Below are 23,434 nucleotides of genomic sequence, written 5' to 3' on the forward strand. Positions count from 1 at the left end.
CGATTTCTCGACTGCTCTCCAAGAGTTGATTGGAACCTTACTTATCGATACCTATTTGTGCATTGCAGCATTCAAGAAAGGATATTGCCATGAAAACCGTAATCATCACCGGATCGACCAGCGGAATAGGCTTGGGGATTGCCGAGAATTTCGCGCTCTCCGGATACAATGTCGTACTCAACGGGCTCGGGCAGCAGGACGAAATCGAGGCAACCCGGGCGCGGTTGGCGTCGCTTGGCGCGGGCGAAGTGATCTTTCATGGCGCCAACATGCTCAAGCCGGACGAAATCACTGATCTGGTGAAAACCGCGGAGATGAAATTCGGCCGCGTCGACGTCATCGTTCCCAATGCCGGCATCCAGCATGTCGAGAAGATCGAGGATTTTCCGCCGGAGAAATGGGACGCGATCATCGGCATCAACCTGAGTTCGGCGTTCCACCTGATCCGTGCCGCCATGCCGGGAATGAAGAAAAACGGCTTCGGCCGGATCATCGCGATTGCGTCGGCGCACGGGCTGGTCGCCTCCCCCTACAAGAGCGCCTATGTGGCGGCCAAGCACGGCATTCTGGGGCTGATCAAGACCGTGGCGCTGGAAGGCGCGGAATTCGGCGTCACCGCCAACGCCATCTGCCCCGGCTATGTCGAGACACCGCTGGTTACCGGCCAGATCGCCGATACCGCCAAGGCGCGCAACATGACCGAAGACGAGGTGATCAACGAGGTCATTCTGAAGGCACAGCCGACGAAGAAGTTCGTGCAGGTCGGCCAGATTGCGGCGCTGGCCAGTTACCTGGCGTCAGACCAGGCGGCACAGATCACCGGCGCCGCCTTGCCGATGGATGGCGGCTGGACCGCGCAATGACTACGATAAAAGTTGCCAAGGCTAGGCCAGGGCGCACAGCCAAGGCTGGCAAGTCAGATATCCGCAAGATCAATCTTGCCCTGCAGGGTGGAGGCGCGCACGGTGCCTTCACCTGGGGCGTGATCGACCGGTTGCTGGATGAACCCGGTATCGAGTTCGAAGGACTGTCAGGAACAAGCGCCGGAGCGGTGAACGCGGTGGTGCTGGCGCATGGGCTGATGGAGGCCGGACGCATCGGCGGACAGGCGGCGCTCGAGGATTTCTGGCGCCGCTCCAGCCGAGGCGGCTCTGTCTGGTCACCGGTCAGTTCGCTGCCGCAAGGGGTTATCCCGGGTATGGAGTTCCTGTCAGCCGCCACCTATGCGGCCTTCGACACCATGACGCGGACCTTCTCGCCCTACGAGTTCAACCCGTTCGACGTCAATCCGCTGCGTGACCTTCTGTCGGAAAGCGTCGATTTCGATGCATTGCGCCACCACGGCGATACCAAGCTGTTCCTCAGCGCCACCAATGTGCGCAGCGGCCGGGTGCGGGTGTTCGAGACCCGCGAAGTCAGCGCCGACGTGGTGATGGCCTCGGCCTGCCTGCCGTTCCTGTTCAAGGCGGTCGAGATCGACGGCGAGCATTTCTGGGATGGCGGCTATGTCGGCAATCCGGCGCTGTTTCCGTTCTTCTACAATTGCCGAAGCCGGGACGTGATGATCGTGCACATCAATCCGATGGTGCGCGAAGAGGTGCCGAAGACCGCGCCGGATATCCTCAACCGGATCAACGAGATATCCTTCAACTCGTCGCTGCTCGACGAGATGCGCGCCATCAACTTCGTCACCCGCCTGATCGAGCAGGACTGGCTCAAGGACGAGTACAAGAACCGGCTGCGGCATATCCTGGTGCATTCGGTCAGCGCCGACCAGGCCCTGCTCGATCTACCCGTCTCCTCCAAGTTCGATGTGCGATGGTCGTTCCTCACCGATCTGCGCGACCGCGGCCGGCTCGAGGCGGATCGCTGGCTCGAGGCCAATCGCGACAAGCTGGGCAAGCAGTCGACGGTCGATCTGGAAAGCCAGTATCTGGGGCTTCCCGGTCCGCGCGGAAAGGACGGCAGCCAAATGAGACATGCATCGGCCTTGGTTGAAAGTGGAAGCGATTGACCGGCTTTGCCTGAAACTGTTGCATGCGCTTATCGCTCTTTCGCGCAGCCGCGGAGTGGGTTAGCTTTTGTCCAATTGGTTTAAAATCACAGAGGTGACATGGCTCACACCCACCGCACATCGATCCGTTTCCGGCTCAATGACCAGACGGTCGAACTTGCCGGGTTTGCACCCGACCTGACACTGCTCGACTGGCTACGGCTCGACCGGCGGCTGACCGGCACCAAGGAAGGCTGCGCCGAGGGCGATTGCGGCGCCTGCACCGTGCTCGTCGGGCGCATCGACAACGGTCTGTTGAGCTACGAGACGGTGAATGCCTGCATCCGGCTGGTCGGTTCGCTCGACGCCACGCATGTGGTCACGGTCGAGCATCTCAACCGCCCCGATGGCGGGTTGAGCGCCGTGCAGCAGGCGATGGTGGACAATCACGGTTCGCAATGCGGCTTCTGCACGCCGGGCATCGTCGCCTCGCTGCATGCCCTGTGGCTTGCAGAGCCCAACCCGTCGGAAGCCGATATCGAGCGGCAATTGCAGGGAAACCTGTGCCGCTGCACCGGCTACGAGCCGATCGTCAAGGCAGCGATCGCCGCTGCCGCGACCATTCCCGATGCCGACAATGACCGGCTGGTGGCGGCCTACGACGCAACCACCGAGGCCCTGACGGAAATGGCCGACGGCGCACGAGTGACGATCGAACACGAACGCGGCACCACCTTCGTGCCCGGCGACCTTGACGACCTGGCGGCGCTTTGCGAAGCGCACCCGAAGGCAACAATCGTTGCCGGTTCGACCGATGTCGGACTTTGGGTGACCAAGCACATGCGCGACATCGCTCCGGTGATCCATATCGGCCACCTGGAAGAACTGAAGCAGATCTCGATCGACGACGCCGGCATCACGCTCGGCGCCGGCGTGTCCTACACCTCGGCGCGCGGCGCGCTGGTCGCGGTTTTCCCGCAGATGGCGGAATTGTGGGACCGGATCGGAGGCGAACAGGTGCGCAACATGGGTACGGTCGGCGGCAACATCGCCAACGGTTCACCCATTGGCGACACGCCTCCGCCGTTGATTGCGCTCGGCGCCTCAGTGACGCTACGCAAGGGCGGCAGCCACCGCACGCTTCCGCTTGCCGATTTCTTCATCGAGTATGGCAAGCAGGACCGCCAGCCCGGCGAATTCGTCGAGAGCATCTTCGTGCCGGCGCTCGCGGAAGACGCCTTCTTCGCGGTCTACAAGATTTCCAAGCGCCGCGACGAGGACATCTCGGCCCTGTGCGGCGCCTTCCACGTCATCACCGATGCCGAGGGCATGGTGACCTCGGCGCGGATCGCCTTTGGCGGCATGGCGGGCACGCCCAAGCGCGCGGCCTCGGCAGAGGCGGCGCTGACTGGCCAACCATGGAGCTGGGACACGATCCAGGCGGCGCGGCTGGCGCTTGCCGATGACTACCAGCCGCTATCGGACTGGCGGGCAAGTGCCCAGTACCGGATGCTGACGGCGCAGAACCTGATGATCCGGTTCTTCCTTGAGACCTGCGGCGCGCCGGTGCGCATCGAACGCCATCCGGCACTGGCGGAGGCATGAAAATGGACACTTCCACTCCCCGCAGCCGGACCGAAATTTCAGGCGGCGCGCATGTTTCGCGCAAACATGATTCCGCCCACAAGCACGTCACCGGCAGCGCCGACTACATCGACGACATGCCGGAGCCCGCGGGCACTCTGCACGGCTATCTCGGCCTGACCGACCGCGCGCATGCCAGAATCACCGCGCTCGATCTCGATGCGGTGCGTGCCTGCGAGGGCGTGGTGGCGGTGCTGACCGGCGCGGACGTGCCCGGCAGCAACGACATTTCACCAAGCGGCCGCAACGACGAGCCGGTGCTTGCGACCGGAAAAGTGCTGTTTCACGGCCAGCCGGTGTTCGCCGTCATCGCCGAAACCCGCGAACTGGCGCGCCGCGCCGCCAAGCGGGCGGTGATCACATATGAAGACTTGCCGCATGTCACCGACGTGCGCGCGGCGATGGATGCGAACTACCCGCTGGTCACCGACCCGCTGAAGCTCGAGCGCGGCGATATCGAGGCCGGTCTTGCCGCAGCACCGCTCAGGCTCAAGGGCGAGATGCGGATCGGCGGGCAGGACCATTTCTATCTCGAAGGCCATATCGCCTTCGCCATTCCCGGCGAGGACGACGAGGTCACCGTCTGGTCGTCGACGCAGCATCCGAGCGAGGTGCAGCACATGGTAGCGCATGCGCTCGGCACGGTGTCGAACGCGGTGACGGTGCAGGTGCGGCGCATGGGAGGCGGTTTCGGCGGCAAGGAGACGCAGTCGAACCAGTTTGCCGCCATCGCGGCGATCGCGGCGAAGAAGCTGAACCGTCCGGTCAAGATCCGGCCGGACCGCGACGACGACATGATCATCACCGGCAAGCGGCACGATTTCGTCGTCGACTACGATGTCGGCTATGACGAGAGCGGCGTCATCCATGCCGTCGACGCGAGTTTCGCGGCGCGCTGCGGATTTTCCTCCGACCTTTCGGGCCCTGTCACCGACCGGGCGCTGTTTCACGCCGACAACTGCTATTTCTACCAGGATGTGCGGCTGGTCTCCAAACCGATGATGACCAACACGGTCTCCAACACCGCCTTCCGCGGCTTCGGCGGACCGCAGGGCATGCTTGGCGGCGAGCGGATGATCGAAGAGGTCGCCTATGCGCTGGGACGCGATCCGCTCGAAATCCGCAAGGCCAATTTCTACGGCGGCGAAACCCGCAACATGACGCCCTACCACCAGACGGTGGAAGACAACATCATCGGCCGGATCGTCGAGGAGCTGGAAACCTCCTCTGACTACCAGGCACGGCGGGCGGAGATCATCGATTTCAACGAAAACAGCCCGGTGATCCGGCGCGGCATCGCGCTGACGCCGGTGAAGTTCGGCATCTCGTTCACCGCCACCTGGTACAACCAGGCCGGCGCGCTGGTGCATGTCTACCAGGACGGATCGATCCATTTGAACCATGGCGGCACCGAGATGGGCCAGGGGCTCAACACCAAGGTGGCGCAGGTGCTGGCGGAGGAATTCCAGGTCGATCTCGACACGATCCGGATCACCGCCACCACCACCGGCAAGGTGCCGAACACCTCGGCGACCGCCGCCTCGTCCGGCACCGACCTCAACGGTATGGCGGCTGCCAACGCGGCGCAACAGATCAAGACCCGGCTGGTGGCGTTTGCGTCCGAGAAGTTCAGCGTTCCGGCCGAGCAGGTTGAGTTCATCCCCAACCATGTGCGCATCGGCAACGAGCTGATGGCCTTCGGGGATTTCATCAAGCTCGCCTACCAGGCGCGGATCCAGCTTTCGGCCGCGGGTTTCTACAAGACGCCGGACATTCACTGGGACCGGGCCAGCGGCAAGGGCCGGCCGTTCTACTATTTCGCCTATGGCGCGGCCGTGTCTGAAGTCTCGGTCGACACGCTGACCGGCGAATACCAGGTCGACCGGGTCGACGTGCTGCACGATACCGGGCGCTCGCTCAATCCGGCGCTGGATATCGGCCAGATCGAAGGCGCCTTTGTGCAGGGCATGGGGTGGCTGACAACGGAAGAACTTTGGTGGGACGACAAGGGGCGGCTGAGGACCCATGCGCCCTCGACCTACAAGATCCCGCTCGCTTCCGACCGGCCCAAGATCTTCAATGTGAAGCTTGCCGATTGGGCCGAGAACCGCGAGCCGACGATCAGGCGGTCGAAGGCCGTGGGCGAACCGCCGTTCATGCTGCCGATCTCGGTGCTGGAAGCGCTCGGCATGGCCGTGGCCTCGATCGCCGACTACCAGGTCTCGCCGCGGCTCGACGCCCCGGCGACGCCCGAGCGGGTGCTGATGGCGGTGGAGCGGCTGAAGGCGCTTGTGGCGGATGCCGAGATGTCCGGAGAGGACGGGGCGGACGCCTGATGGCGCGGCTTGAGGCCTATCGCGCCTTTGCAGCCACCTCGACCAAGCAAGGTTTTGTGCTGGTCAGGGTTATCGAAGCGAAGGGGTCGACGCCGCGCAACACCGATGCCTGGATGCTGGTTTCTAGCGACGGCTGTTTCGGCACCATCGGCGGAGGACGGCTGGAGCTCGAGGCCATCGACCGGGCGCGCGAAGTGCTGGCGGGTGCGGCTGCGGCGCCGATGGCGCTGCCACTGGGACCGGCGATCGGGCAATGCTGCGGCGGGCATGTGACGCTGTCGTTCGAAGTGATCCCCCTCGCCCGGTTCGACGAGGTCGAGGCGCTGGTCAGGGCCGAGGACGAGGCCGATCCCGAGGTCTGGCTGTTCGGCGGCGGTCATGTCGGCCGGGCGCTGGCCAATGCGCTGCTGCTGCTGCCGGTCAAGGTGCATGTGGCCGAGACGCGGGCGGACGAGCTGGATCTCACGCCGGCGGGCGCAGCCCGGCATCTGACAGCCCTGCCCGAGAGCCTGGTGGCCGGTATCGCGCCGGGAAGTGCCGTGATCGTGCTGACCCATGACCACGCGCTGGATTTCCTGATTGTCTCGGCGGCGCTGAAGCGTGACGACCTGGCCCAGATCGGCATGATCGGCTCGGACACCAAACGCGCGACCTTCGAGCATCAGTTCATCCGCGAAGGCGGCGACAAGGCGCAACTTTCGAAGCTCATCTGCCCGATTGGCCGCAAGATTGCCGACAAGCGACCGGAGGTAATCGCCGCCACGGTGACGGCCGACATCATCGCAGCCCTCGCAGACTGGCGCGACGGCAAGGCTCACCCGGCGTCCTGAAGCACCAGCTGTGATGCCCGCCAGCCGGTGGCAATCGCCGCCGCATTGGTGTTGCCGGTGACGATGTTGGGGAAGATCGAGCAGTCGACCACCCGCAAGCCCTCAAGCCCGTGAACGCGCAGTCTCGCGTCGACAACCGATGTCGCCGGGTCAGGGCCCATGCGGCAGGTGGCGACCGGGTGATAGACCGTGCCGGAGCGGCGGCGGAAATCGTCGATGATCGCCTCGTCGCTGGTGATCTCCGGTCCCGGCAGCAATTCCGCCTCGATGCAATCGGCCAGCGGCTTGGCGGCGGCCATGGCGCGCACCAGCTTGCCGGTCGCCAGCATCTCGGCGATGTCGTCTTCATGCGACAGCGCGTTGGGGGTGATGCGCGGCGCCTGCGATGGATCGGACGAGCGGATCATGATCTCGCCGCGGCTCTTCGGACGGCAGTTGGACCAGCCGATGGAAAAGCCCGGCCAGGGATCGGGGCTGAGGATCGGGCGTTCGCCAGGCCGCGGGATGACCGTCGAAAATGCCTGGAAATAGAGCTGCATGTTGGGCCGCGCATGATCGGGCGTGGTGCGGATGAAGCCGCCGGCCTGGTTGAGGCTGACAGACAGCGGACCGTCGCGGAACAGCAGGTATTGCAGACCGGCATTGAGCTTGCCCCACCAGGGACCGAGCTGCTGGTTGATGGTCGGGCAATTGGCCCGGTAGGTGTAGTTGATGCCGATGTGGTCCTCGAGATTGCGTCCGACATTCGAATTGTCGATGCGGACGTCGATACCAAGACCCTTGAGGTGTTCGGCCGGTCCAATGCCTGCAAGCTGCAGGAGCTGCGGCGAGTTGACCGAGCCGCCGCTGAGGATCACCTCGCGCCCGGCGCTGACCGTCTGCTTCTTGCCGTTGCGGCTGTAGCTGACGCCAGTGACGCGGGCACCGTCGAACGTCAGGCCTGTCACCTGCGCGCCGGTGATCACACGAAGATTGGGCCGCTTCATCGCCGGGCGCAGGAAGGCGCGCGCCGCCGACAACCTCCGGCCGCTATGGATGGTGAACTCGAACAGGCCGACGCCATCCTGGCTTTCGCCGTTGAAATCCGGATTGAGCGGCAGGCCAAGGGCCTGGGCGGATTCGAACCATTTCTTGGTCAGGTGATGGGTTGTCTTGCCTGGGACAAACAGGTTGAGCGGCCCGTTGCGCCCTCGGATGGCGTCGTCGCCGATAACGGCGCACTCGACATCGCGGAAGGCTGCAAACATCTCGTCGGCACCCCAGCCGGGATTGCCGGCATCGCGCCAGTCATCGAAATCGGTGCGGTGGCCGCGCACCCAGACCATGGCGTTGATCGATGAGGATCCGCCGAGCACCCGGCCGCGCGGCCAGTGATCGACATTTCCGGCCAGTCCTGGATCGGGTTCGGCGCGGTACATCCAGTTGACCTTCGGATCGAAGAAGGTCTTGCCGTAGCCGAGCGGCATCTGCACGAAAAAGCGCCGGTCGTCGCCGCCGGCCTCCAGCACCAGGACCTTGTGGCGGCCCGACGCGGAAAGGCGTTCGGCCATGACGCAACCGGACGAACCGGCGCCGATGATGATGAAGTCGGGATTGTCCATGGAGTTCTCTTGGGATGCTCGAGGCGCAGACCGGTTGATGCTCAAGCGTTGTCACATTTGCCGGTGGCGAGCAATGGATTTGCAACGCCAACGGCTGGCTGAGGCGCGACATCCGCCTGGGTCATGGACACAGTGTTCATTTGGTGTGATCGAAAGCCCCCTTGTTTAATAAGCATGCTTATAATATATGCGGCTCATGAAAAAGACGGCAATCGATCAACTGGGCTTCCTGATCCACGACACGGGGCGGCTGCTGCGCAGACATTTTGAAAAGCGTGGCCAGGAGTACGGCCTGTCATCGGCGCAATGGCGGCTCCTGGTGCGGGTGGTCCGCGAACAGAACCCGACCCAGGCGCGATTGGCGGAGTTGATGGAAATCGAACCGATCAGCGTCTCCCGCCTGATCGACCGTATGGAACAGGGTGGATGGGTCAGGCGCTGCGCGCACGAAACCGATCGCCGGGTCAACCGCGTTGTTCCCACCGACAAGAGCCTTTCGGCCTACTCCGCCATCAAGGCGGTGGCGGCAGACGTCTATGAAGAAGCAATGGCCGGCGTCGATGAAGACATGCGCGCGGCGCTGATATCGGCGCTCACCCTCATGGTCGGCAATCTTTCGTCGGACGAAACCGCAACGACACCTCCCAACGTTGAGCAGCAGGCAGCATCATGAGCACCCAGGCGAATCCGACCGTAACACCGTCACAACCTGCCCCGGCAAAGAAACCATCCAAGCTTCGCCGCAATGTGCTGATGCTGCTGGTGCCGTGCCTGCTGATCGGTGGCGGGCTCTATGTCTGGATCAATGGCGGCCGCTATGAGGAGACAGAGAACGCCAACATGCGGCTGGCGCGGATCACGATCGCCAGCGAGATCGCCGGGCGCGTGGTCAACGTCAACGTGGCGGAGAACGTCGCCGTCCGCAAGGGCGACGTGTTGTTCGAGGTGGATCCCGAGCCGCTTCAGATCGCGCTGAACCAGGCCAATGCGGCAGTCGAAAGCGCCCGTCTGAACGTCATCGAACTCAAGGCGGCCTACAGCCAGGCCTTGACCCAGGAACAGATCGCGGCCGACGACGCGGCGTTCTACCAGGACACGCTGGACCGGCAAAAGGCGCTGACGGCCAAGGGCGTGGCGACGAACTCTTCGCTGGACGACGCCCGCCACACGGCGCAGAAGGCCGCGCAAGGGCTTGTCGCTGCCAAGCAGTCGGTGGCGACGGCGCAGGCGGCCTTGGCCGACAGCCTGAACGGCGAAATCGACGATCACCCGATGGTGGTGGCCGCCAAGGCCGCACGCGACAAGGCCGCTTACAATCTTTCGGTTGCCACGGTGCGGGCGCCGGCCGATGGCCTGGTCTACCAGGCCTCGTCCTTCCGTCCGGGCGAGTATGTCACCCCCGGCGCCTCGCTGTTCACCATTGTCGAGACGACAAACCCGTGGATCGACGCCAACTTCAAGGAACCGCAACTGGCGCACATGAAACCCGACCAGCCGGCAGAGGTCGTGTTCGACCTCTATCCTGACCGGATCTTCAAGGCGAAAGTGGACTCGATCGGCGCGGGCACCGGCGCGGAATTCTCGCTGCTGCCGGCACAGAACGCCACCGGAAACTGGGTCAAGGTCACGCAGCGGATTCCTGTCCGGATCAAGCTCGACAATCCTGAGGCCAGGATCCTTGCCCGCTCCGGACTGAGCGCCACCGTGACCGTGGACACCGGTGAAAGCCGCAGCTTCGGCGACCTGTTCAGCACCGCCAAGGCTGCAGAGTAAGCGGGCGCAGGGAAAGCACGACAATGAGCACGACCGAAGAACCCGGGCACACTGTGCCACACCGGGGCCTGATCACGGTTTCGATCATGCTCGCGACGATCATGCAGGTGCTGGACACGACGATTGCCAACGTGGCGCTGCCGTCGATGACCGGCGACCTTGATGCCTCGCAGGACACCATCACCTGGGTGCTGACATCCTATATCGTGGCCGCGGCGATCATGACGCCGGTGACCGGCTGGCTGGCCGACCGGGTTGGCCGGCGTCAGCTGTTCCTGACCACGATCGTCGGCTTTACCGCCACCTCGATGGCCTGCGGCCTGGCGCCGAGTCTCGAAACCATGGTGCTGTTCCGCATTCTCCAGGGGCTGTTCGGCGCGGCGATCGTGCCGCTGTCACAGACCTTCCTGCTCGACATCAATCCGAAGGAACGCCACGGACAGGCCATGGCGATCTGGGGTGCGGGGATCATGGTCGGACCGATCATCGGCCCAACGCTTGGCGGCTGGCTGACCGAGGTGCTGAACTGGCGCTGGGTGTTTTTCATCAACCTGCCGGTCGGCATCATCGCCTTCATGGGCAGCGCCGCCTATCTCCCGGAAGTCGCCCGGCGGCTGCGCCGGTTCGATTTCTTCGGTTTCGCGATGCTGTCGCTCGGGGTCGGCGCGTTGCAGCTGATGCTCGACCGCGGCGGCGAAGTCGACTGGTTCTCGGCCTGGGAAATCTGGATCGAACTCGGTCTGGCGATCACCGGGATCTGGATCTTCACGGTGCACCTGGCGACTGCGGACGATCCGTTTGTCGATCCGAAAATCTTTGCCGACCGCAACTTCGTCACCGGGCTGGTGCTGATCTTCATCGTCGGTATCGTGCTGCTGGCGAGCCTGGCGCTGCTGCCGCCGATGCTGTCGCATGTCTTCGGCTATTCAACGATCACCACCGGGCTGGTGATGGCGCCGCGCGGGGTAGGCACGATGATTTCGATGATCCTGGTCGGACGGCTGGTGAGGATGGTCGACCCGCGCTACCTGGTGATCACCGGGCTGCTGCTGACATCGGCATCGCTTTATCTGATGACCGGTTTCTCGCCGCAGATGGACAGCTGGCCGGTGATCACCACCGGCGTCATCCAGGGCCTTGGGCTCGGGCTCGTGTTCGTGCCCTTGTCGGCGATCGCGTTTGCGACGCTTGCTCCCGGTTACCGCACCGATGCCGCCAGCCTGTTCAGCCTGGTGCGCAACCTCGGCTCATCAATCGGCATCTCGGTGGTCACGCTGTACCTGACGCGCAACGTGCAGATCAATCACGAGGAACTTGGCGCCTTCATCAATCCGTTCAACCCGGTTCTGCGGGAACTGCTCCCGGGGAGGCTCACCGATCCGGCGATGCTGCAGACGCTCGATAGCCTGGTCAACCAGCAGGCGCTGATGATTTCCTACAACAACGACTTCAAGCTGATGATGCTGGTGACGCTGTTTGCCATTCCCCTCGCCTTGCTGTTGCGCAAACCGAGAGCTGTCGCGGCGGCTCCGGCAGCAGCCGCGCATATGGATTGAGGATTGCCGCCGCGGCGCCAGTCCTTTACACCAGAGCGGATCAGTCTGAACGGTGTTCAGGTCTCGCTGCGGCGTCCGGCCGCGTCGAAGGCCAGAATGCGTGCCGGATCGATTGCCAGGCCGACGCGCGTGCCATCGGCAGGCAGGCTGGTTTCGCCGTCAATACGCACGACCAGCTTGTCGCCAGCGGCGGTGACGCCATGCACGAGCGTTTCCGCGCCCAGCGGCTCGCAGAAGGCTACATCCAAGTCGATCAGACCGGCGCCCGGCGCGACGAGATCGATATGCTCGGGCCTGATGCCGATCACCGCGCCGGGATCAAGAGGTCCCCTACCCTGGCGGATTTCGTGGCTGAGCACATTCATCGGCGGCGAGCCGATAAAGCCCGCAACGAACAGCGTCGCCGGGTTGGCGTAGACGTCAAGCGGCGCGCCGACCTGTTCGGCGACGCCTGCGTTCATGACGATCATCCGGTCGGCGAGCGTCATCGCCTCGACCTGATCGTGGGTGACATAAAGAGCCGTGACACCGAGCTTGCGCTGCAGCGCCTTGATCTCAAGCCGCATCTGCACCCTGAGCTTGGCGTCGAGATTGGACAGCGGCTCGTCGAACAGGAAGACGGCGGGCTTGCGGACGATGGCGCGGCCCATGGCGACACGCTGGCGCTGGCCGCCGGAGAGCTGCCGCGGCTTGCGGTCGAGATAAGGCTCGAGCTCGAGCATGCGGGCGGCCTCGGCGACCCGCGAGGCGATCTCGGGCTTCGGGACATTGGCGATCTTCAGCCCATAGGCCATGTTGTCGAAGACGCTCATGTGCGGATAGAGCGCGTAGTTCTGGAACACCATGGCGATGTCGCGTTCGCGCGGCTCGAGCTTGTTGACCACCCGGTCGCCGATACGGATGTCGCCCGACGTGATGGTTTCAAGGCCAGCGACCATGCGCAACAGCGTTGACTTGCCGCAGCCCGACGGACCGACGATGACAATGAATTCGCCGTCGCTGATCTCCGCGTCGATGCCGTGAATGACTTCGGTCCGGCCGTAGCTCTTTCTGATCGCTTCAAGTTTGATTTCAGCCATGGGAATTCATTTCTCGCTTTCGACCAAGCCTTTGACGAAGAGTTTCTGCATGCCGATGACGACGAGAACCGGCGGCAGCATTGCCAGCATGGCGGTAGCCATGATCACCGGCCATTCGACGGTCTGGTCTCCGGTCGGCAGCATCTGCTTGATGCCCATGACCACTGTGTTCATGGAAGGATCGGTGGTGACCAGCAATGGCCAGAGATACTGGTTCCAGCCGTAGATGAAGAGGATGACGAAGAGCGCGGCAATATTGGTGCGCGACATCGGCAGCAGGATATCGATGAAGAAGCGCACCGGACCGGCGCCATCGACGCGGGCGGCTTCGGTCAGTTCGTCCGGAATTGTCATGAACAGTTGTCGGAACAGGAAGGTGGCCGTGGCTGACGCGATCAGCGGCAGGATCAGGCCGGTGTAGCTGTTGAGCAGCCCGAGGCTCGCCACCACCTCATAGGTCGGCACGATGCGGACCTCGACCGGCAGCATCAGCGTCATGAAGATCAGCCAGAAGAACAGCATCCGGAAGCGGAACTTGAAATAGACGATGGCATAGGCCGACAGCAGCGAGATGATGATCTTGCCGATGGTGATGCCGAGCGCCATGACCAGCGAATTGAGCAGCATCTGCCAGACGGGGGCGACGCCGCCGGTCAGCAGCGCTTCAAGGTAGTTTTCAAGGAGATGCGGGCCGGGCAGCAACGGCATCGGCGGACGGATCAGATCGTCCTGGGTCACCGTGGAGGCGACGAAGGCGATCCAGATCGGGAAGCAGATCACCGCGATGCCGAAGATCAGGCCGGCGTGGGTGAGCCAGGTGCCAACCCCTCGTTTTTCGACCATGCCGCTCATCAGTAATGCACCCGTCGTTCAATGAAACGGAACTGGACCACGGTCAGGATGCCCACCAGCAGCAGAAGCACCACGGACTGGGCCGCTGACGAGCCCAAGTCCTGGCCGACGAAGCCGTCGGAAAAGACCTTGTAGACGAGGATCGTGGTCGATTGCTCAGGTCCGCCCTTGGTGATGGTGTGGATGACGCCGAACGTGTCGAAGAAGGCATAGATGATGTTGACCACCAGCAGGAAGAATGTTGTTGGCGAAAGCAACGGAAAGACGATGGTCCAGAACCGCCGCCAGAAGCTGGCGCCGTCGATTGCGGCCGCCTCGATGACGCTCTTCGGGATCGCCTGCAGACCGGCAAGAAAGAACAGGAAATTGTAGCTGATCTGTTTCCAGGCCGAGGCCGCCACCACGAGCGCCATGGCCTGGCCGCCGTCGAGATTGTGATTCCAGACATAGCCCATCTGCGAGAGCATCCAGGCGATGATGCCGGTGAAGGGATTGAACATGAACAGCCAGAGCACCCCGGCGATCGCGGGGGCGACCGCATAGGGCCAGATCAGCAGCGTCCGGTAGGCGCTCGATCCCTTGATGACCCGGTCGGCCAGGACGGCAAGCCAGAGGGCGAAGGACATCGCCGAAACCGTGACCAGAACCGAGAAGACTGCCGTGGTCAGAAAGGATTCACGATAGTAGCGGTTGCCGAAGAGATACTCGAAATTGCCAAAACCGACGAACTGGGTCTTGAGCCCGAAGGGATCCGGGATGAAGGCAGACTGGTAGATCGCCTGCCCCGCCGGCCAGAAGAAAAAAACAAATGTGACGAGCAACTGCGGGGCGACCAGAAGATAGGGCAGCCAGCGGTTGTCAAATACGACACGCTTTTCCATGATTCACCAACCGGCAAGAGAAAGCCGGCGGAGCCTGTGGCGGCTCCGCCGGACAGATGCTGTTAGCGGTTGGCCTGCTCGAAGCGGCGGAGCAGTTCGTCACCGCGGGAGACGGCCGAATCGAGCGCGTCCTTTGCGGATTTCGAACCATTCCAGACACCTTCGAGTTCTTCGTCGATGATGCCGCGGATCTGGTCAAAGCTGCCCAGGCGCAATCCCTTGGAATTGGCGGTCGGCGCCTTGCCGGTCATCTGGATGATCGAGATGTCGGTACCGGGATTTGCTTCATAGAAGCCTGACGCCTTGGTTGCCTCGTAGGCAGCCATGGTGATCGGCAGGTAGCCGGTGTCCTGGTGCCACTTGGCCTGGATGTCGGCGCTCGACAGGAAATTGAAAAACGCCGCAACGCCCTTGTATTCCTCCGGCGTCTGGCCCTGCATAACCCACAGCGACGCACCACCGATGATGGTGTTCTGCGGCGCGCCTTCAACATCGCTCCAGTAAGGCAGCGGGCGGATGGCGAAATCGAAGGTGGCTTCCTTCTTCACGCCGGCATATCCGGCCGACGATTCGGTGAACAGCGCGCATTCACCGGCGCGGAACGGAGCGCCGCCTTCGTTGCGGCGGCCCGAATAGATGAACTTGCCGTCCTTGGCCCACTGGCCGAGCGTGTCGATGTGCTTGACCTGGACTTCGCCGTTGAAGGTCAGCTCGGTGTCGACGCCTGCAAAACCGTTCTCCTTCGTGGCGAAGGGCACGTTGTGGTAGGCGGAGAGGTTTTCGAGGTGAACCCAGCTCTGCCATGCGGTGGTCAGCGGGCACTTGTTGCCAGCGGCCTTCAGCGCATCAAGTGCGGTTCCGACCTGCTCCCAGGTCGACAGGTCCATTTCCGGATCGAGACCGGCGGCCTTCAACGCGTCCTTGTTGACGTAAAGAACCGGCGTCGAGGAATTGTAGGGCAGCGACAGCATCTGGCCGTCGGTGGTGGTGTAGTAGCCCGCGACCGCAGCGAGATAGGCAGACTGGTCGAACGGCAGGCCCGATTCGGCCATGACTTCGTAAACCGGCTTGATGGCGCCCTTGGCACCCATCATCGTGGCAGTGCCGACTTCGAACACCTGAAGAATGTCCGGCTGTTCGCCGGCGCGGAACGCGGCGATGCCGGCATTGAGCGTTTCGGAGTAGTTGCCCTTGTTGGTGGCAACCACGGTGTAATCTGTCTGGGATGCGTTGAACTTGGCGACCTGCTCGTCAAGCAGCTCTCCAAGACGGCCCGTAAAAGCGTGCCAGAAATCGATTTGCGTGGCGGCACTTGCAGGCGCAACGCCGGACATGAGTGCGGCGACAACGCCGGCGGCGATGATTTTTTTCATGTGAACTTCCTCCCTTGATGGGAAACGCGTGGAAACGAACGTGACCCGAAAGGGAAACGTAGCCTCGGCGTGTCTATCGCGCAATTGAAAACAGTTTTGTGACAGTGATTGTGGAAAACGAACCCGGGAATGAACCCTTCCGGTTTCACCAGACAATCAGGTCGACTTTCAGAAAAAAACTGCAACTGATTAACTCACGGACAAGCGAAAGCGGGCTTTCCATTCGGCTCCGCATTGCGCATCATGTGCACTGCAAAACAAACGCGAAGTGCGAGGGGCACCGATGTACGATTATCCTGTTTTATGGGAATGGCTCAGCTTTGCCGTGCGCTGGCTGCATGTGATCACGGCGATCGCCTGGATCGGGTCATCGTTCTATTTCATCGCGCTGGATCTCGGGCTGGTGCAGCGTCCCGGGCTGCCCGTGGGCGCCTATGGCGAGGAATGGCAGGTTCACGGCGGCGGCTTCTACCATATCCAGAAATATCTCGTGGCGCCCGAGCGGCTGCCCGAGCACCTGACCTGGTTCAAATGGGAAAGCTACGTGACCTGGCTGTCGGGCTTCGCCATGCTGTGCGTGGTCTACTATGCCGGGGCTGAGCTCTACCTGATCGACACCTCCGTGCTCGATGTCTCGGCGCCGATCGCGATTTCCATTTCGGTGGCGTCGATCGTGCTCGGCTGGATCATCTATGACCTGTTGTGCAAGTCGCCGATCGGGCAAAGCACCACCGGGCTGATGCTGGTTCTGTTCGCGGTGCTGGTGGCGATGGCCTGGGGCTACACGCAGGTGTTTACCGGCCGGGCGGCGCTTCTGCATCTCGGCGCGTTCACCGCGACGATCATGAGCGCCAATGTGGCGATGATCATCATCCCCAACCAGAAGATCGTCGTTGCCGATCTCAAGGCCGGGCGGACGCCGGACCCGAAATACGGACGCATCGCCAAGCAGCGCTCGCTGCACAACAACTATCTCACCCTGCCGGTGATCTTCCTGATGCTGTCGAACCACTATCCGCTGGCGTTTGCCACGCAATGGAACTGGCTGATCGCGGCGCTGGTGTTCCTGATGGGTGTCACCATCCGGCACTGGTTCAACACGGTTCACGCCCGCAAGGGCAAGCCGCACTGGACCTGGGCAGCGACGGTCGCGCTGTTCATGGCCATCATCTGGCTGTCGAGCCTGCCGCGCACCGATGAAGTGATCGAGGAAGCCTCGCTGGCGCCGGTGCATGAACGGTTCGTCACCAATGCCCATTTCGAAGCGGTCAGCGAGACGATCATGGGCCGCTGCTCGATGTGTCATGCCGCCGAACCCGTGTGGGACGGAATGGCTCACGCGCCCAAGAACGTGAAACTCGAGACCAACGAGGAGATCGCCCGCCACGCCCGCGAGATCTACCTCCAGGCCGGCCGCAGCCACGCGATGCCGCCGGGCAACATCACCTATGTCGAGCCGGAAGAGCGGGCGCTGATCGTTGCCTGGTACGAATCCGCCATCGCCGGCGAGCCCAAAGCGGGCGAGACAGGGCAATGACAGCCAGACTGCTGCGCGGCCGTACGCTGAGCTTCAAGGCGCGCCCGCAGGCGCGCGACGATCATGCGAGCTATGTCTACGAGGCCGACGGAGCGCTGCTCGTCGAAAACGGGATGATCACCGCGTCTGGATCCTATGCGGAGGTGGCATCGAAGGCGCCAGCGGATATCGAGGTCATCGATCATCGGCCATATATCCTGATGGCCGGCTTCATCGATCCGCATATTCACTTCCCGCAGATGCAGGTGACGGCCAGCTACGCCGCCAACCTGCTTGAATGGCTCAACACCTACACCTTCGTCGAGGAACAGCGCTTCGCCGATGCGGCGCATTCCGCCCGCTTCGCCACGCTGTTCTTCGACGAACTGCTGCGCCACGGCACGACGACGGCCGCGGCCTATTGCTCCGTGCACAAGGGCTCGGCCGACGCCTATTTCGCTGAAGCCCAACGCCGCAACCTGCTGATGGTGGGCGGCAAGGTGATGATGGACCGCAACGCGCCGGAGGCGCTGACCGACACGGCGCAATCGAGCTATGACGACAGCAAGGCGGCGATCGCCGACTGGCACGGCAAGGGGCGCAATCACGTAGCGATCACGCCACGCTTTGCCATCACCTCCACCCCGGCCCAGCTGGAAGCCGCGGGCGCGCTCGCGCGCGAGCATCCCGATCTCCTGATCCAGACACATCTGTCCGAGAACGACGCCGAAATCGCCTACACGCTTGAGCTCTACCCCGAGGCGAAGGACTACACCGACGTCTATGCACACTACGGGCTGCTGACCGACAAGATGCTGCTCGGCCATGCCATTCACCTGTCCGACCGCGAAATGGGTGCCATTGCAGAAGCCGGGTCCGTCGCGGTGCATTGCCCGACCTCGAACCTGTTTCTGGGCTCCGGTCTCTTCGATCTCAAGCGGCTGAAGCAGCATGGCGTTCGGACCGCGATTGCGACCGACATCGGCGGCGGCTCGAGCTACTCGCTCTTGAGAACGCTCGACGAGGCCTACAAGATCCAGCAATTGCGCGGTCACCGGCTGCCGCCGATCGAGAATTACTGGCAGGCGACCCGTGGCAATGCGGAAGCGCTCGGGCTGGTGGAACGTATCGGCACGCTGGAACCTGGGACAGACGCCGATATCATCGCGCTTGACGCCCGGGCGACACCGGCCATGGATATCCGCATGGAAACGGTACAGACGCTGGAAGAAGAACTCTTCCTGATGCAAACAATGGGTGACGACCGGTCGGTCCGGGCGGTCTACGTTGCCGGCGAAACCGTCAAGAGATAGTTGAAAGCCAGGTGACGGATCTTATTTGCGCTCCTGTCACAATTCCGTCTTAACTCTTCGTTAACAATCTTTCTGCAAGCTGTGTATCAGCAGCGGTCTTATCAAAGATTGCTTATAAGGTCGCGTGAGCACGGATGTACTGCCACGCGGCTTTTGCTTTTTCTACGGGTCTTCCCTGCTCCCCTTTCCCGACTGGCGCACCATATCTCACCGCGCCTCCATCGAAGGCACGGTTCGCCTGCGGGTAGCCATGAACCGGCTGTCGAGGGTTCAGCTGCCCCGGTAGGTCGAGTAGCCGTAGGCCGAAATCAGCAGCGGCACATGATAGTGCGCTCCCGTATCGGCAATGCCGAAGCGGATCGGGATCACGTCGAGAAACGCCGGATCCGGCAGCTTGCTGCCGGTCGAGCGCAAATAATCTCCCGCATGAAATCTGAGTTCATACACTCCGCGTCTGAGATCTGCGCCCGACAGGAGCGGCGCGTCGACGCGGCCATCCGCGTTGGTGCTGACGGTCTTGATCAAATGGTGATCGATCCCTTCGATCCAGACCAGTTCAATCACCATTCCGGCGGCGGGGCTGCCACGCGCGGTATCGAGCACGTGCGTGGTCAGGCGTCCGGTTCCGGTGGGGAGTGGCTGGGCGGACATTGGCGTCTCCTTGGATCAGTTGGCCGGTTGGGCGATCAGATAAGGCACATCATAGCTGGCTTCCTCGAGATTGGCGCCATCGCCTTCTCGGTCCATCACCAGAAAATCGCTGACACGGCCCACGGCGATCAGCGGATGATGCCAGACATTGCGCGCATATTGCACGCCGATGTGGCCGGGAACCAGAAAGGCGCGCGGCTCGCCCGGGTGTCCGCCGGCATCCGGCGCAACGACTGCGATCCAGTCACCGCCGGTGACCGGAAAGAACGCCTGGCTGCCCAGCGGGTGGCGCTCCATCATGTCGACCGCGTAGGGAAACGCTCGCGGCTGGCCGCGAAACAGCGATAGAATCGTATTCCCTCCCCCGGTTGCAGTGTCCGCCATGGCAAGCGCGTGGAAGCGTTCGGTGGTGCCGCCATTGATCATGCGCAGTTCTGCCGCCGCGGTATCCATGACGGTGCCGAACGGGGCGAATGCCTCGGCGGTCAGCGGCTCGAGTGTCAGGTCCCGCATATGCCGCTCACGCTTCCGGCAGAATCGAGGCGATGCGGAACCCGGCGATCTTTTCGACCTGGGCGCAGGCGGTCTCGAATTCGGTCTGCGCGTCGTTGCCGATGCGGGTTTCGAAAGCGGCCAGGATGCTGTCCTTGTCGTGTCCCTTCACCGCGATGATGAAGGGAAACCCGAAGCCGTCCACATAACGGGTGTTGAGCTCGGTGAACCTTGCGTGCTCCTCAGCGCTCAAGCGGTCCAGACCTGCGCCGGCCTGTTCGGACTTCGATTCCTCGGTCAACTCTCCGGCGATCGCCAGCTTGCCAGCAAGATCCGGATGCGCGCGCAGAACGCCCAAGCGCTCGTCATGCCTGGCGGCGCGAAACTCGGCGCACAGGGCGTCATGAACCGGGCCGGCCCGCAACGGGGCAGCGATACGGCCATTGTCGAAGGCCCGTTCGGCGATCCAGGGCGAATGCTCGAACACGCCGCCAAAACGGCCGACAAACTCGTCGCGGTCAATCATGCCGACGTCTCCGGATGGTGATGGGCGTGCCAGTGATTGGCGATGTCGATACGGCGGGTCACCCAGGCCTTGTCATGGGCATTGACGTAATCAAGGAAACGCGCGAGCGCCGCGGCGCGGCCGGGGCGGCCAACCAGGCGGCAGTGCAGGCCGATCGACATCATCTTCGGGCTGCCCGCCGCACCTTCGGCCATCAGCACATCGAACGTGTCCTTGAGATAGGCAAAGAACTGCTCGCCCGAATTGAATCCCTGCGGCGTGGCGAAACGCATGTCGTTGGCGTCAAGCGTGTAAGGTACGATCAGGTGCGGGCCGTTCGGCCCTTCGACCCAGTAAGGCAGTTCGTCAGCGTAGGAATCGGCGGAATAGACGAAACCACCCTCCTCCATCACCAGCCGCAGGGTGTTGACCGACGGCTTGCCCTGGTAGATGCCGAGCGGACGCGAGCCGGTCACCTCGGTGTGGATGCGGACGCATTCGGCGATGTGGCGGCGTTCCTCGTCTTCGGAAAAGTCCTTGTATTCGAGCCAGCGCAGTCCGTGGCTGGCAATCTCCCAGCCGGCTTCCTTCATGGCCGCGACCGCTTCCGGGTTGCGCTGCATGGCAAGGGCGACGCCATACACCGTAACCGGCATGTTGCGCTCGGTGAACATGCGCCACAGCCGCCAGAAACCGGCGCGCGAGCCATACTCATAGAGCGATTCCATGTTCATGTTGCGCTGGCCCGGCCAGGGCTGCGCGCCGACGATCTCGGACAGCAGGCTTTCGGAGGCCGGGTCGCCGTCGAGAATACAACTTTCGCCACCCTCTTCGTAGTTGACCACAAACTGGACGGCGCAGTGCGCGCCAGAGGGCCATTTCGGATCGGGCGTGGCACGGCCATAGCCGACCAGATCGCGGGGATAGGGTGTGGTGTTCATTGCTCAGTCCATCTTGATAGCCGGGAAACGGTAGCAGCCCAGCGGCAAATGTCGATACCCGGACTTTGAAGAAAAACCGCAAACTGTTGCGGTAAATTCAACCGCTTGCCGCCCTTGCCGGGGTGTTTACTGAACATCCTGATCCTTGGCCGCATGGGCTGCATGGGAAGCAACGGAAAAACTCTCCGGTGTCTCGGGGCCCTCTTCACCGGCAAGCTGCGCCACAAGGCAGTCGGCCATGCGATGGGCGATGCCGAAGCTGATCTTGAAACCGCCCGCCATTGCCAGGACACAAGGCGCACCCGGAACCGGCCCCAGCATCGGATCCCGTCCGACAGCCTTCGGACGCACGCCGGCCCAGCGGCGGATCACCGGCGCCTCCTTGATCAACGGGCAAAGCTTGCGGGCGCGCATGACGATCTCGTCGAGCTTGTCATCGGTTGCGCGCGGATCGTCGAACTCGTTCTCGCTGGTCGAGCCCACGGCAACGTGCCCGTTTTCATGGGCAATCACGTAGACGCCACCATCGTAGATCAAGGGCAAATCTGGTTCTGCCCCGGCATCGAGAAGTGCGGCCTGGCCCTTGACGCCGCCGCCCAGCGCATGCGCCGGCAGCCCCATGAGGCGCCCGATCATCGGGAACGCGTCGACGCCGTTTGCCAGCGCGACATGGCCGAAGCCAACGCTGGTTCCGTCCGACAGGCTTGCCCGCCTGTCCCCCGGCGCCACGTCGACGACGGCGGTCCCCAAGCGCAGTTCGATATTGGGCATCACCGCTAGGCGGCACAAGAGCGCTGCGATCAGGCCCGGCGGAGAAATCCGCGCCGAAAGCGTTTCATGGACAATTCCATGCGGCGCCCGCAGGATATTGGGCCAGTCGCTTCTGTCGGGCGTATGACGGACCTCGTAGCCAAACCGCGTTCCCCAATTGGCCCGCGCATCGGCAATCCGCCCGGTCGCGGTGATCCGGCCGCGCTCCGAGGTCAGCGGCAATATGCGGCCAACCCGGCGATAGCCGCAGTATTCTCCGGTTTCCGCTTCCAGCCGTGCGACTTCATCCTCAAGATCGACAAGGGCGCGGAACTGGAAATCCTTCTTGCCGTTCCAGCGCTCGGGGCCGTGGGGCATCAGCGCTCCGAGAAAGCCGCCGCTGGCGCCATCGCCGGGATTGCCGCGCTCGACCAGCATGACCGACAGGCCGGCCCGCGCCGCCTTGACCGCCAGCCACAACCCCGCCACTCCGGCCCCGGCGATCAACAGGTCCGGCGCGGCTTGACCGCGGTGCGATGCGGCTTTATCGCCAACAGCCATGATCGATCCCCCTGAGCCAGACGATGACAGCACCAGCCAGCGCGCATCGCTGTCGTGGCATGCGGGCGATATGCCTTATTCAGAGGAATTTGGCGACTTCTATTATTCGAAGGCGGACGGCCGGGCGGAATGCCGGCACGTGTTTCTGGCCGGCAACGCGCTGCCCGACCGGTTTATGGGCACGCGGCATTTCGTGATCGGCGAACTCGGGTTCGGCACCGGGCTCAACTTCATCGAGACCTGGGCGGCCTGGGAAGCGGCCGCCACGGAGGGCGCGCGGCTGGAGTTCCACTCCTTCGAGCTGCGACTGCTTGATCGGGATGACATGGAGCGCGCGCTGGCGGCCTGGCCCGACCTGACACAGAGGGCCGCGGAACTGACTAGGGTCTGGCCGGAACGGCCGGAAGGCGATGTCGTCATCGGTTTCGAAAGCCGCGGCAGGCCGGTCAGCCTGCATATCCATTCGGGCCCGGCGCTCGAGCAAATGGCCAGAGCTACATTTTCCGCCGACGCCTGGTATCTCGATGGCTTTTCGCCGGCCCGCAATCCGGACATGTGGTCTGCTGAACTGATGCGTGCGGTCGCGAACCAGACAAGCCCGGGCGGGACGTTTGCCACCTACTCAGCAGCAGGCTGGGTACGGCGGAACCTGCAGGCTGCGGGCTTTGCGGTGGAGAAGCGCCCGGGCCATGCCGGCAAGCGCGACATGAGCGCCGGCATCCTGGCAACCGCCATGCCCGTCCCGGGTCAATTGCCGTTTTCCGGCTAGACCTTTGGAGCCGTTTCG

Annotated in this window: 21 protein-coding genes; 11 read left to right on the forward strand and 10 right to left on the reverse strand. The window is 63.1% G+C overall.

Annotated elements, in window-relative coordinates:
* The first annotated feature begins 89 nt into the window (after nt 1–89).
* From O4H62_RS05720 to xdhC, 5 genes are all read left to right on the forward strand, one after another.
* Nucleotides 90–863, forward strand: a complete 774-nt coding sequence (locus O4H62_RS05720) for a 3-hydroxybutyrate dehydrogenase (RefSeq protein WP_269386165.1) — start codon at nt 90–92, stop codon at nt 861–863.
* Nucleotides 860–2,014, forward strand: a complete 1,155-nt coding sequence (locus tag O4H62_RS05725) for a patatin-like phospholipase family protein (protein WP_269386166.1) — start codon at nt 860–862, stop codon at nt 2,012–2,014. Before O4H62_RS05720 ends, O4H62_RS05725 begins: the two co-directional genes overlap by 4 nt.
* Before the next feature lie 99 nt (nt 2,015–2,113).
* Nucleotides 2,114–3,598 carry a xanthine dehydrogenase small subunit gene (gene xdhA / locus O4H62_RS05730; RefSeq protein WP_269386167.1) on the forward strand — a complete coding sequence of 495 codons (1,485 nt, stop codon included), beginning with the start codon at nt 2,114–2,116 and terminating at the stop codon, nt 3,596–3,598.
* A gap of 2 nt (nt 3,599–3,600) precedes the next feature.
* Nucleotides 3,601–5,973, forward strand: a complete 2,373-nt coding sequence (xdhB, locus tag O4H62_RS05735; protein ID WP_269386168.1) for a xanthine dehydrogenase molybdopterin binding subunit — start codon at nt 3,601–3,603, stop codon at nt 5,971–5,973.
* A complete protein-coding gene (gene xdhC, locus O4H62_RS05740; RefSeq protein ID WP_269386169.1) occupies nt 5,973–6,803 on the forward strand; it encodes a xanthine dehydrogenase accessory protein XdhC in 831 nt (276 codons plus the stop codon). Before xdhB ends, xdhC begins: the two co-directional genes overlap by 1 nt.
* On the opposite strand, the gene O4H62_RS05745 is transcribed toward xdhC, so the two are convergent.
* Complete coding sequence (locus tag O4H62_RS05745) at nt 6,788–8,404, reverse strand: GMC family oxidoreductase (RefSeq protein WP_269386170.1); 1,617 nt, start codon at nt 8,402–8,404, stop codon at nt 6,788–6,790. The two genes, xdhC and O4H62_RS05745, sit on opposite strands and share 16 nt — an antisense overlap.
* Before the next feature lie 196 nt (nt 8,405–8,600).
* On the opposite strand from O4H62_RS05745, the gene O4H62_RS05750 reads away from it, so the two are divergent.
* The 3 genes from O4H62_RS05750 to O4H62_RS05760 are packed head-to-tail and all read left to right on the forward strand — an operon-like array spanning nt 8,601 to nt 11,733.
* The gene (locus O4H62_RS05750) at nt 8,601–9,077 is read left to right on the forward strand and encodes a MarR family winged helix-turn-helix transcriptional regulator (RefSeq protein ID WP_269386171.1); all 477 of its coding nucleotides are present in this window, start codon (nt 8,601–8,603) and stop codon (nt 9,075–9,077) included.
* Nucleotides 9,074–10,177 carry an HlyD family secretion protein gene (locus O4H62_RS05755; protein WP_269386172.1) on the forward strand — a complete coding sequence of 368 codons (1,104 nt, stop codon included), beginning with the start codon at nt 9,074–9,076 and terminating at the stop codon, nt 10,175–10,177. Before O4H62_RS05750 ends, O4H62_RS05755 begins: the two co-directional genes overlap by 4 nt.
* Nucleotides 10,178–10,200: 23 nt before the next feature.
* Nucleotides 10,201–11,733, forward strand: coding sequence for a DHA2 family efflux MFS transporter permease subunit (locus O4H62_RS05760; RefSeq protein ID WP_269386173.1), 1,533 nt, complete (start codon nt 10,201–10,203; stop codon nt 11,731–11,733).
* 56 nt (nt 11,734–11,789) lie between these two features.
* On the opposite strand, the gene O4H62_RS05765 is transcribed toward O4H62_RS05760, so the two are convergent.
* From O4H62_RS05765 to ugpB, 4 genes are all read right to left on the reverse strand, one after another.
* Nucleotides 11,790–12,812 (reverse strand): sn-glycerol-3-phosphate import ATP-binding protein UgpC, encoded by a 1,023-nt coding sequence (locus O4H62_RS05765; protein WP_269386174.1) that lies wholly within the window; start codon nt 12,810–12,812, stop codon nt 11,790–11,792.
* Nucleotides 12,813–12,818: 6 nt separating this feature from the next.
* Nucleotides 12,819–13,655: a sn-glycerol-3-phosphate ABC transporter permease UgpE gene (ugpE, locus tag O4H62_RS05770; protein ID WP_269386343.1), complete on the reverse strand. Its 837-nt coding sequence runs from the start codon at nt 13,653–13,655 to the stop codon at nt 12,819–12,821.
* Nucleotides 13,656–13,663: 8 nt separating this feature from the next.
* Nucleotides 13,664–14,545, reverse strand: a complete 882-nt coding sequence (gene ugpA, locus O4H62_RS05775) for a sn-glycerol-3-phosphate ABC transporter permease UgpA (RefSeq protein WP_269386175.1) — start codon at nt 14,543–14,545, stop codon at nt 13,664–13,666.
* Nucleotides 14,546–14,607: 62 nt separating this feature from the next.
* Nucleotides 14,608–15,918, reverse strand: coding sequence for a sn-glycerol-3-phosphate ABC transporter substrate-binding protein UgpB (gene ugpB, locus O4H62_RS05780; RefSeq protein ID WP_269386176.1), 1,311 nt, complete (start codon nt 15,916–15,918; stop codon nt 14,608–14,610).
* A 283-nt stretch (nt 15,919–16,201) separates the two neighbouring features.
* On the opposite strand from ugpB, the gene O4H62_RS05785 reads away from it, so the two are divergent.
* Together O4H62_RS05785 and guaD are read left to right on the forward strand one after the other, a co-directional pair.
* Complete coding sequence (locus O4H62_RS05785) at nt 16,202–17,455, forward strand: urate hydroxylase PuuD (protein WP_269386177.1); 1,254 nt, start codon at nt 16,202–16,204, stop codon at nt 17,453–17,455.
* The gene (gene guaD / locus O4H62_RS05790) at nt 17,452–18,747 is read left to right on the forward strand and encodes a guanine deaminase (protein ID WP_269386178.1); all 1,296 of its coding nucleotides are present in this window, start codon (nt 17,452–17,454) and stop codon (nt 18,745–18,747) included. The genes O4H62_RS05785 and guaD overlap by 4 nt, the downstream gene beginning before the upstream one ends.
* Before the next feature lie 270 nt (nt 18,748–19,017).
* On the opposite strand, the gene uraH is transcribed toward guaD, so the two are convergent.
* The 5 genes from uraH to O4H62_RS05815 all read right to left on the reverse strand — a co-directional run bounded on the left by uraH (nt 19,018) and on the right by O4H62_RS05815 (nt 22,647).
* Complete coding sequence (uraH, locus tag O4H62_RS05795; RefSeq protein ID WP_269386179.1) at nt 19,018–19,398, reverse strand: hydroxyisourate hydrolase; 381 nt, start codon at nt 19,396–19,398, stop codon at nt 19,018–19,020.
* A gap of 15 nt (nt 19,399–19,413) precedes the next feature.
* Nucleotides 19,414–19,911 (reverse strand): ureidoglycolate lyase, encoded by a 498-nt coding sequence (locus tag O4H62_RS05800; protein WP_269386180.1) that lies wholly within the window; start codon nt 19,909–19,911, stop codon nt 19,414–19,416.
* 7 nt (nt 19,912–19,918) lie between these two features.
* Entirely contained in the window at nt 19,919–20,416 is a 498-nt protein-coding gene (uraD, locus tag O4H62_RS05805; protein ID WP_269386181.1) for a 2-oxo-4-hydroxy-4-carboxy-5-ureidoimidazoline decarboxylase, read from the reverse strand.
* The gene (gene puuE / locus O4H62_RS05810) at nt 20,413–21,336 is read right to left on the reverse strand and encodes an allantoinase PuuE (protein WP_269386182.1); all 924 of its coding nucleotides are present in this window, start codon (nt 21,334–21,336) and stop codon (nt 20,413–20,415) included. The genes uraD and puuE overlap by 4 nt, the downstream gene beginning before the upstream one ends.
* A gap of 126 nt (nt 21,337–21,462) precedes the next feature.
* On the reverse strand, nt 21,463–22,647 hold the full coding sequence (locus O4H62_RS05815) for an NAD(P)/FAD-dependent oxidoreductase (RefSeq protein WP_269386183.1): 1,185 nt from the start codon (nt 22,645–22,647) through the stop codon (nt 21,463–21,465).
* Here O4H62_RS05815 and mnmD point away from each other — a divergent pair.
* Nucleotides 22,646–23,416 carry a tRNA (5-methylaminomethyl-2-thiouridine)(34)-methyltransferase MnmD gene (gene mnmD / locus O4H62_RS05820; RefSeq protein ID WP_269386184.1) on the forward strand — a complete coding sequence of 257 codons (771 nt, stop codon included), beginning with the start codon at nt 22,646–22,648 and terminating at the stop codon, nt 23,414–23,416. The genes O4H62_RS05815 and mnmD overlap by 2 nt on opposite strands.
* The last annotated feature ends 18 nt before the right edge of the window (nt 23,417–23,434 follow it).

It is taken from the genome of Parahoeflea alexandrii, assembly GCF_027214025.1.
GTDB classification, from domain to species: Bacteria; Pseudomonadota; Alphaproteobacteria; order Rhizobiales; family Rhizobiaceae; genus Hoeflea; species Hoeflea alexandrii_A.

Excerpts from the sequence above, each read along its gene's own strand:
- O4H62_RS05760 (WP_269386173.1), top strand. The coding sequence starts at position 10,201 with ATGAGCACGACCGAAGAACCCGGGCACACTGTGCCACACCGGGGCCTG.
- xdhB (WP_269386168.1), top strand. The coding sequence starts at position 3,601 with ATGGACACTTCCACTCCCCGCAGCCGGACCGAAATTTCAGGCGGCGCG.
- xdhC (WP_269386169.1), top strand. The coding sequence starts at position 5,973 with ATGGCGCGGCTTGAGGCCTATCGCGCCTTTGCAGCCACCTCGACCAAG.
- O4H62_RS05720 (WP_269386165.1), top strand. The coding sequence starts at position 90 with ATGAAAACCGTAATCATCACCGGATCGACCAGCGGAATAGGCTTGGGG.
- O4H62_RS05755 (WP_269386172.1), top strand. The coding sequence starts at position 9,074 with ATGAGCACCCAGGCGAATCCGACCGTAACACCGTCACAACCTGCCCCG.
- O4H62_RS05750 (WP_269386171.1), top strand. The coding sequence starts at position 8,601 with ATGAAAAAGACGGCAATCGATCAACTGGGCTTCCTGATCCACGACACG.
- O4H62_RS05800 (WP_269386180.1), bottom strand. The coding sequence starts at position 19,911 with ATGCGGGACCTGACACTCGAGCCGCTGACCGCCGAGGCATTCGCCCCG.
- O4H62_RS05785 (WP_269386177.1), top strand. The coding sequence starts at position 16,202 with ATGTACGATTATCCTGTTTTATGGGAATGGCTCAGCTTTGCCGTGCGC.
- uraH (WP_269386179.1), bottom strand. The coding sequence starts at position 19,398 with ATGTCCGCCCAGCCACTCCCCACCGGAACCGGACGCCTGACCACGCAC.
- ugpB (WP_269386176.1), bottom strand. The coding sequence starts at position 15,918 with ATGAAAAAAATCATCGCCGCCGGCGTTGTCGCCGCACTCATGTCCGGC.
- uraD (WP_269386181.1), bottom strand. The coding sequence starts at position 20,416 with ATGATTGACCGCGACGAGTTTGTCGGCCGTTTTGGCGGCGTGTTCGAG.
- mnmD (WP_269386184.1), top strand. The coding sequence starts at position 22,646 with ATGATCGATCCCCCTGAGCCAGACGATGACAGCACCAGCCAGCGCGCA.
- O4H62_RS05725 (WP_269386166.1), top strand. The coding sequence starts at position 860 with ATGACTACGATAAAAGTTGCCAAGGCTAGGCCAGGGCGCACAGCCAAG.
- ugpE (WP_269386343.1), bottom strand. The coding sequence starts at position 13,655 with ATGGTCGAAAAACGAGGGGTTGGCACCTGGCTCACCCACGCCGGCCTG.
- puuE (WP_269386182.1), bottom strand. The coding sequence starts at position 21,336 with ATGAACACCACACCCTATCCCCGCGATCTGGTCGGCTATGGCCGTGCC.
- O4H62_RS05815 (WP_269386183.1), bottom strand. The coding sequence starts at position 22,647 with ATGGCTGTTGGCGATAAAGCCGCATCGCACCGCGGTCAAGCCGCGCCG.
- O4H62_RS05765 (WP_269386174.1), bottom strand. The coding sequence starts at position 12,812 with ATGGCTGAAATCAAACTTGAAGCGATCAGAAAGAGCTACGGCCGGACC.
- guaD (WP_269386178.1), top strand. The coding sequence starts at position 17,452 with ATGACAGCCAGACTGCTGCGCGGCCGTACGCTGAGCTTCAAGGCGCGC.
- xdhA (WP_269386167.1), top strand. The coding sequence starts at position 2,114 with ATGGCTCACACCCACCGCACATCGATCCGTTTCCGGCTCAATGACCAG.
- O4H62_RS05745 (WP_269386170.1), bottom strand. The coding sequence starts at position 8,404 with ATGGACAATCCCGACTTCATCATCATCGGCGCCGGTTCGTCCGGTTGC.
- ugpA (WP_269386175.1), bottom strand. The coding sequence starts at position 14,545 with ATGGAAAAGCGTGTCGTATTTGACAACCGCTGGCTGCCCTATCTTCTG.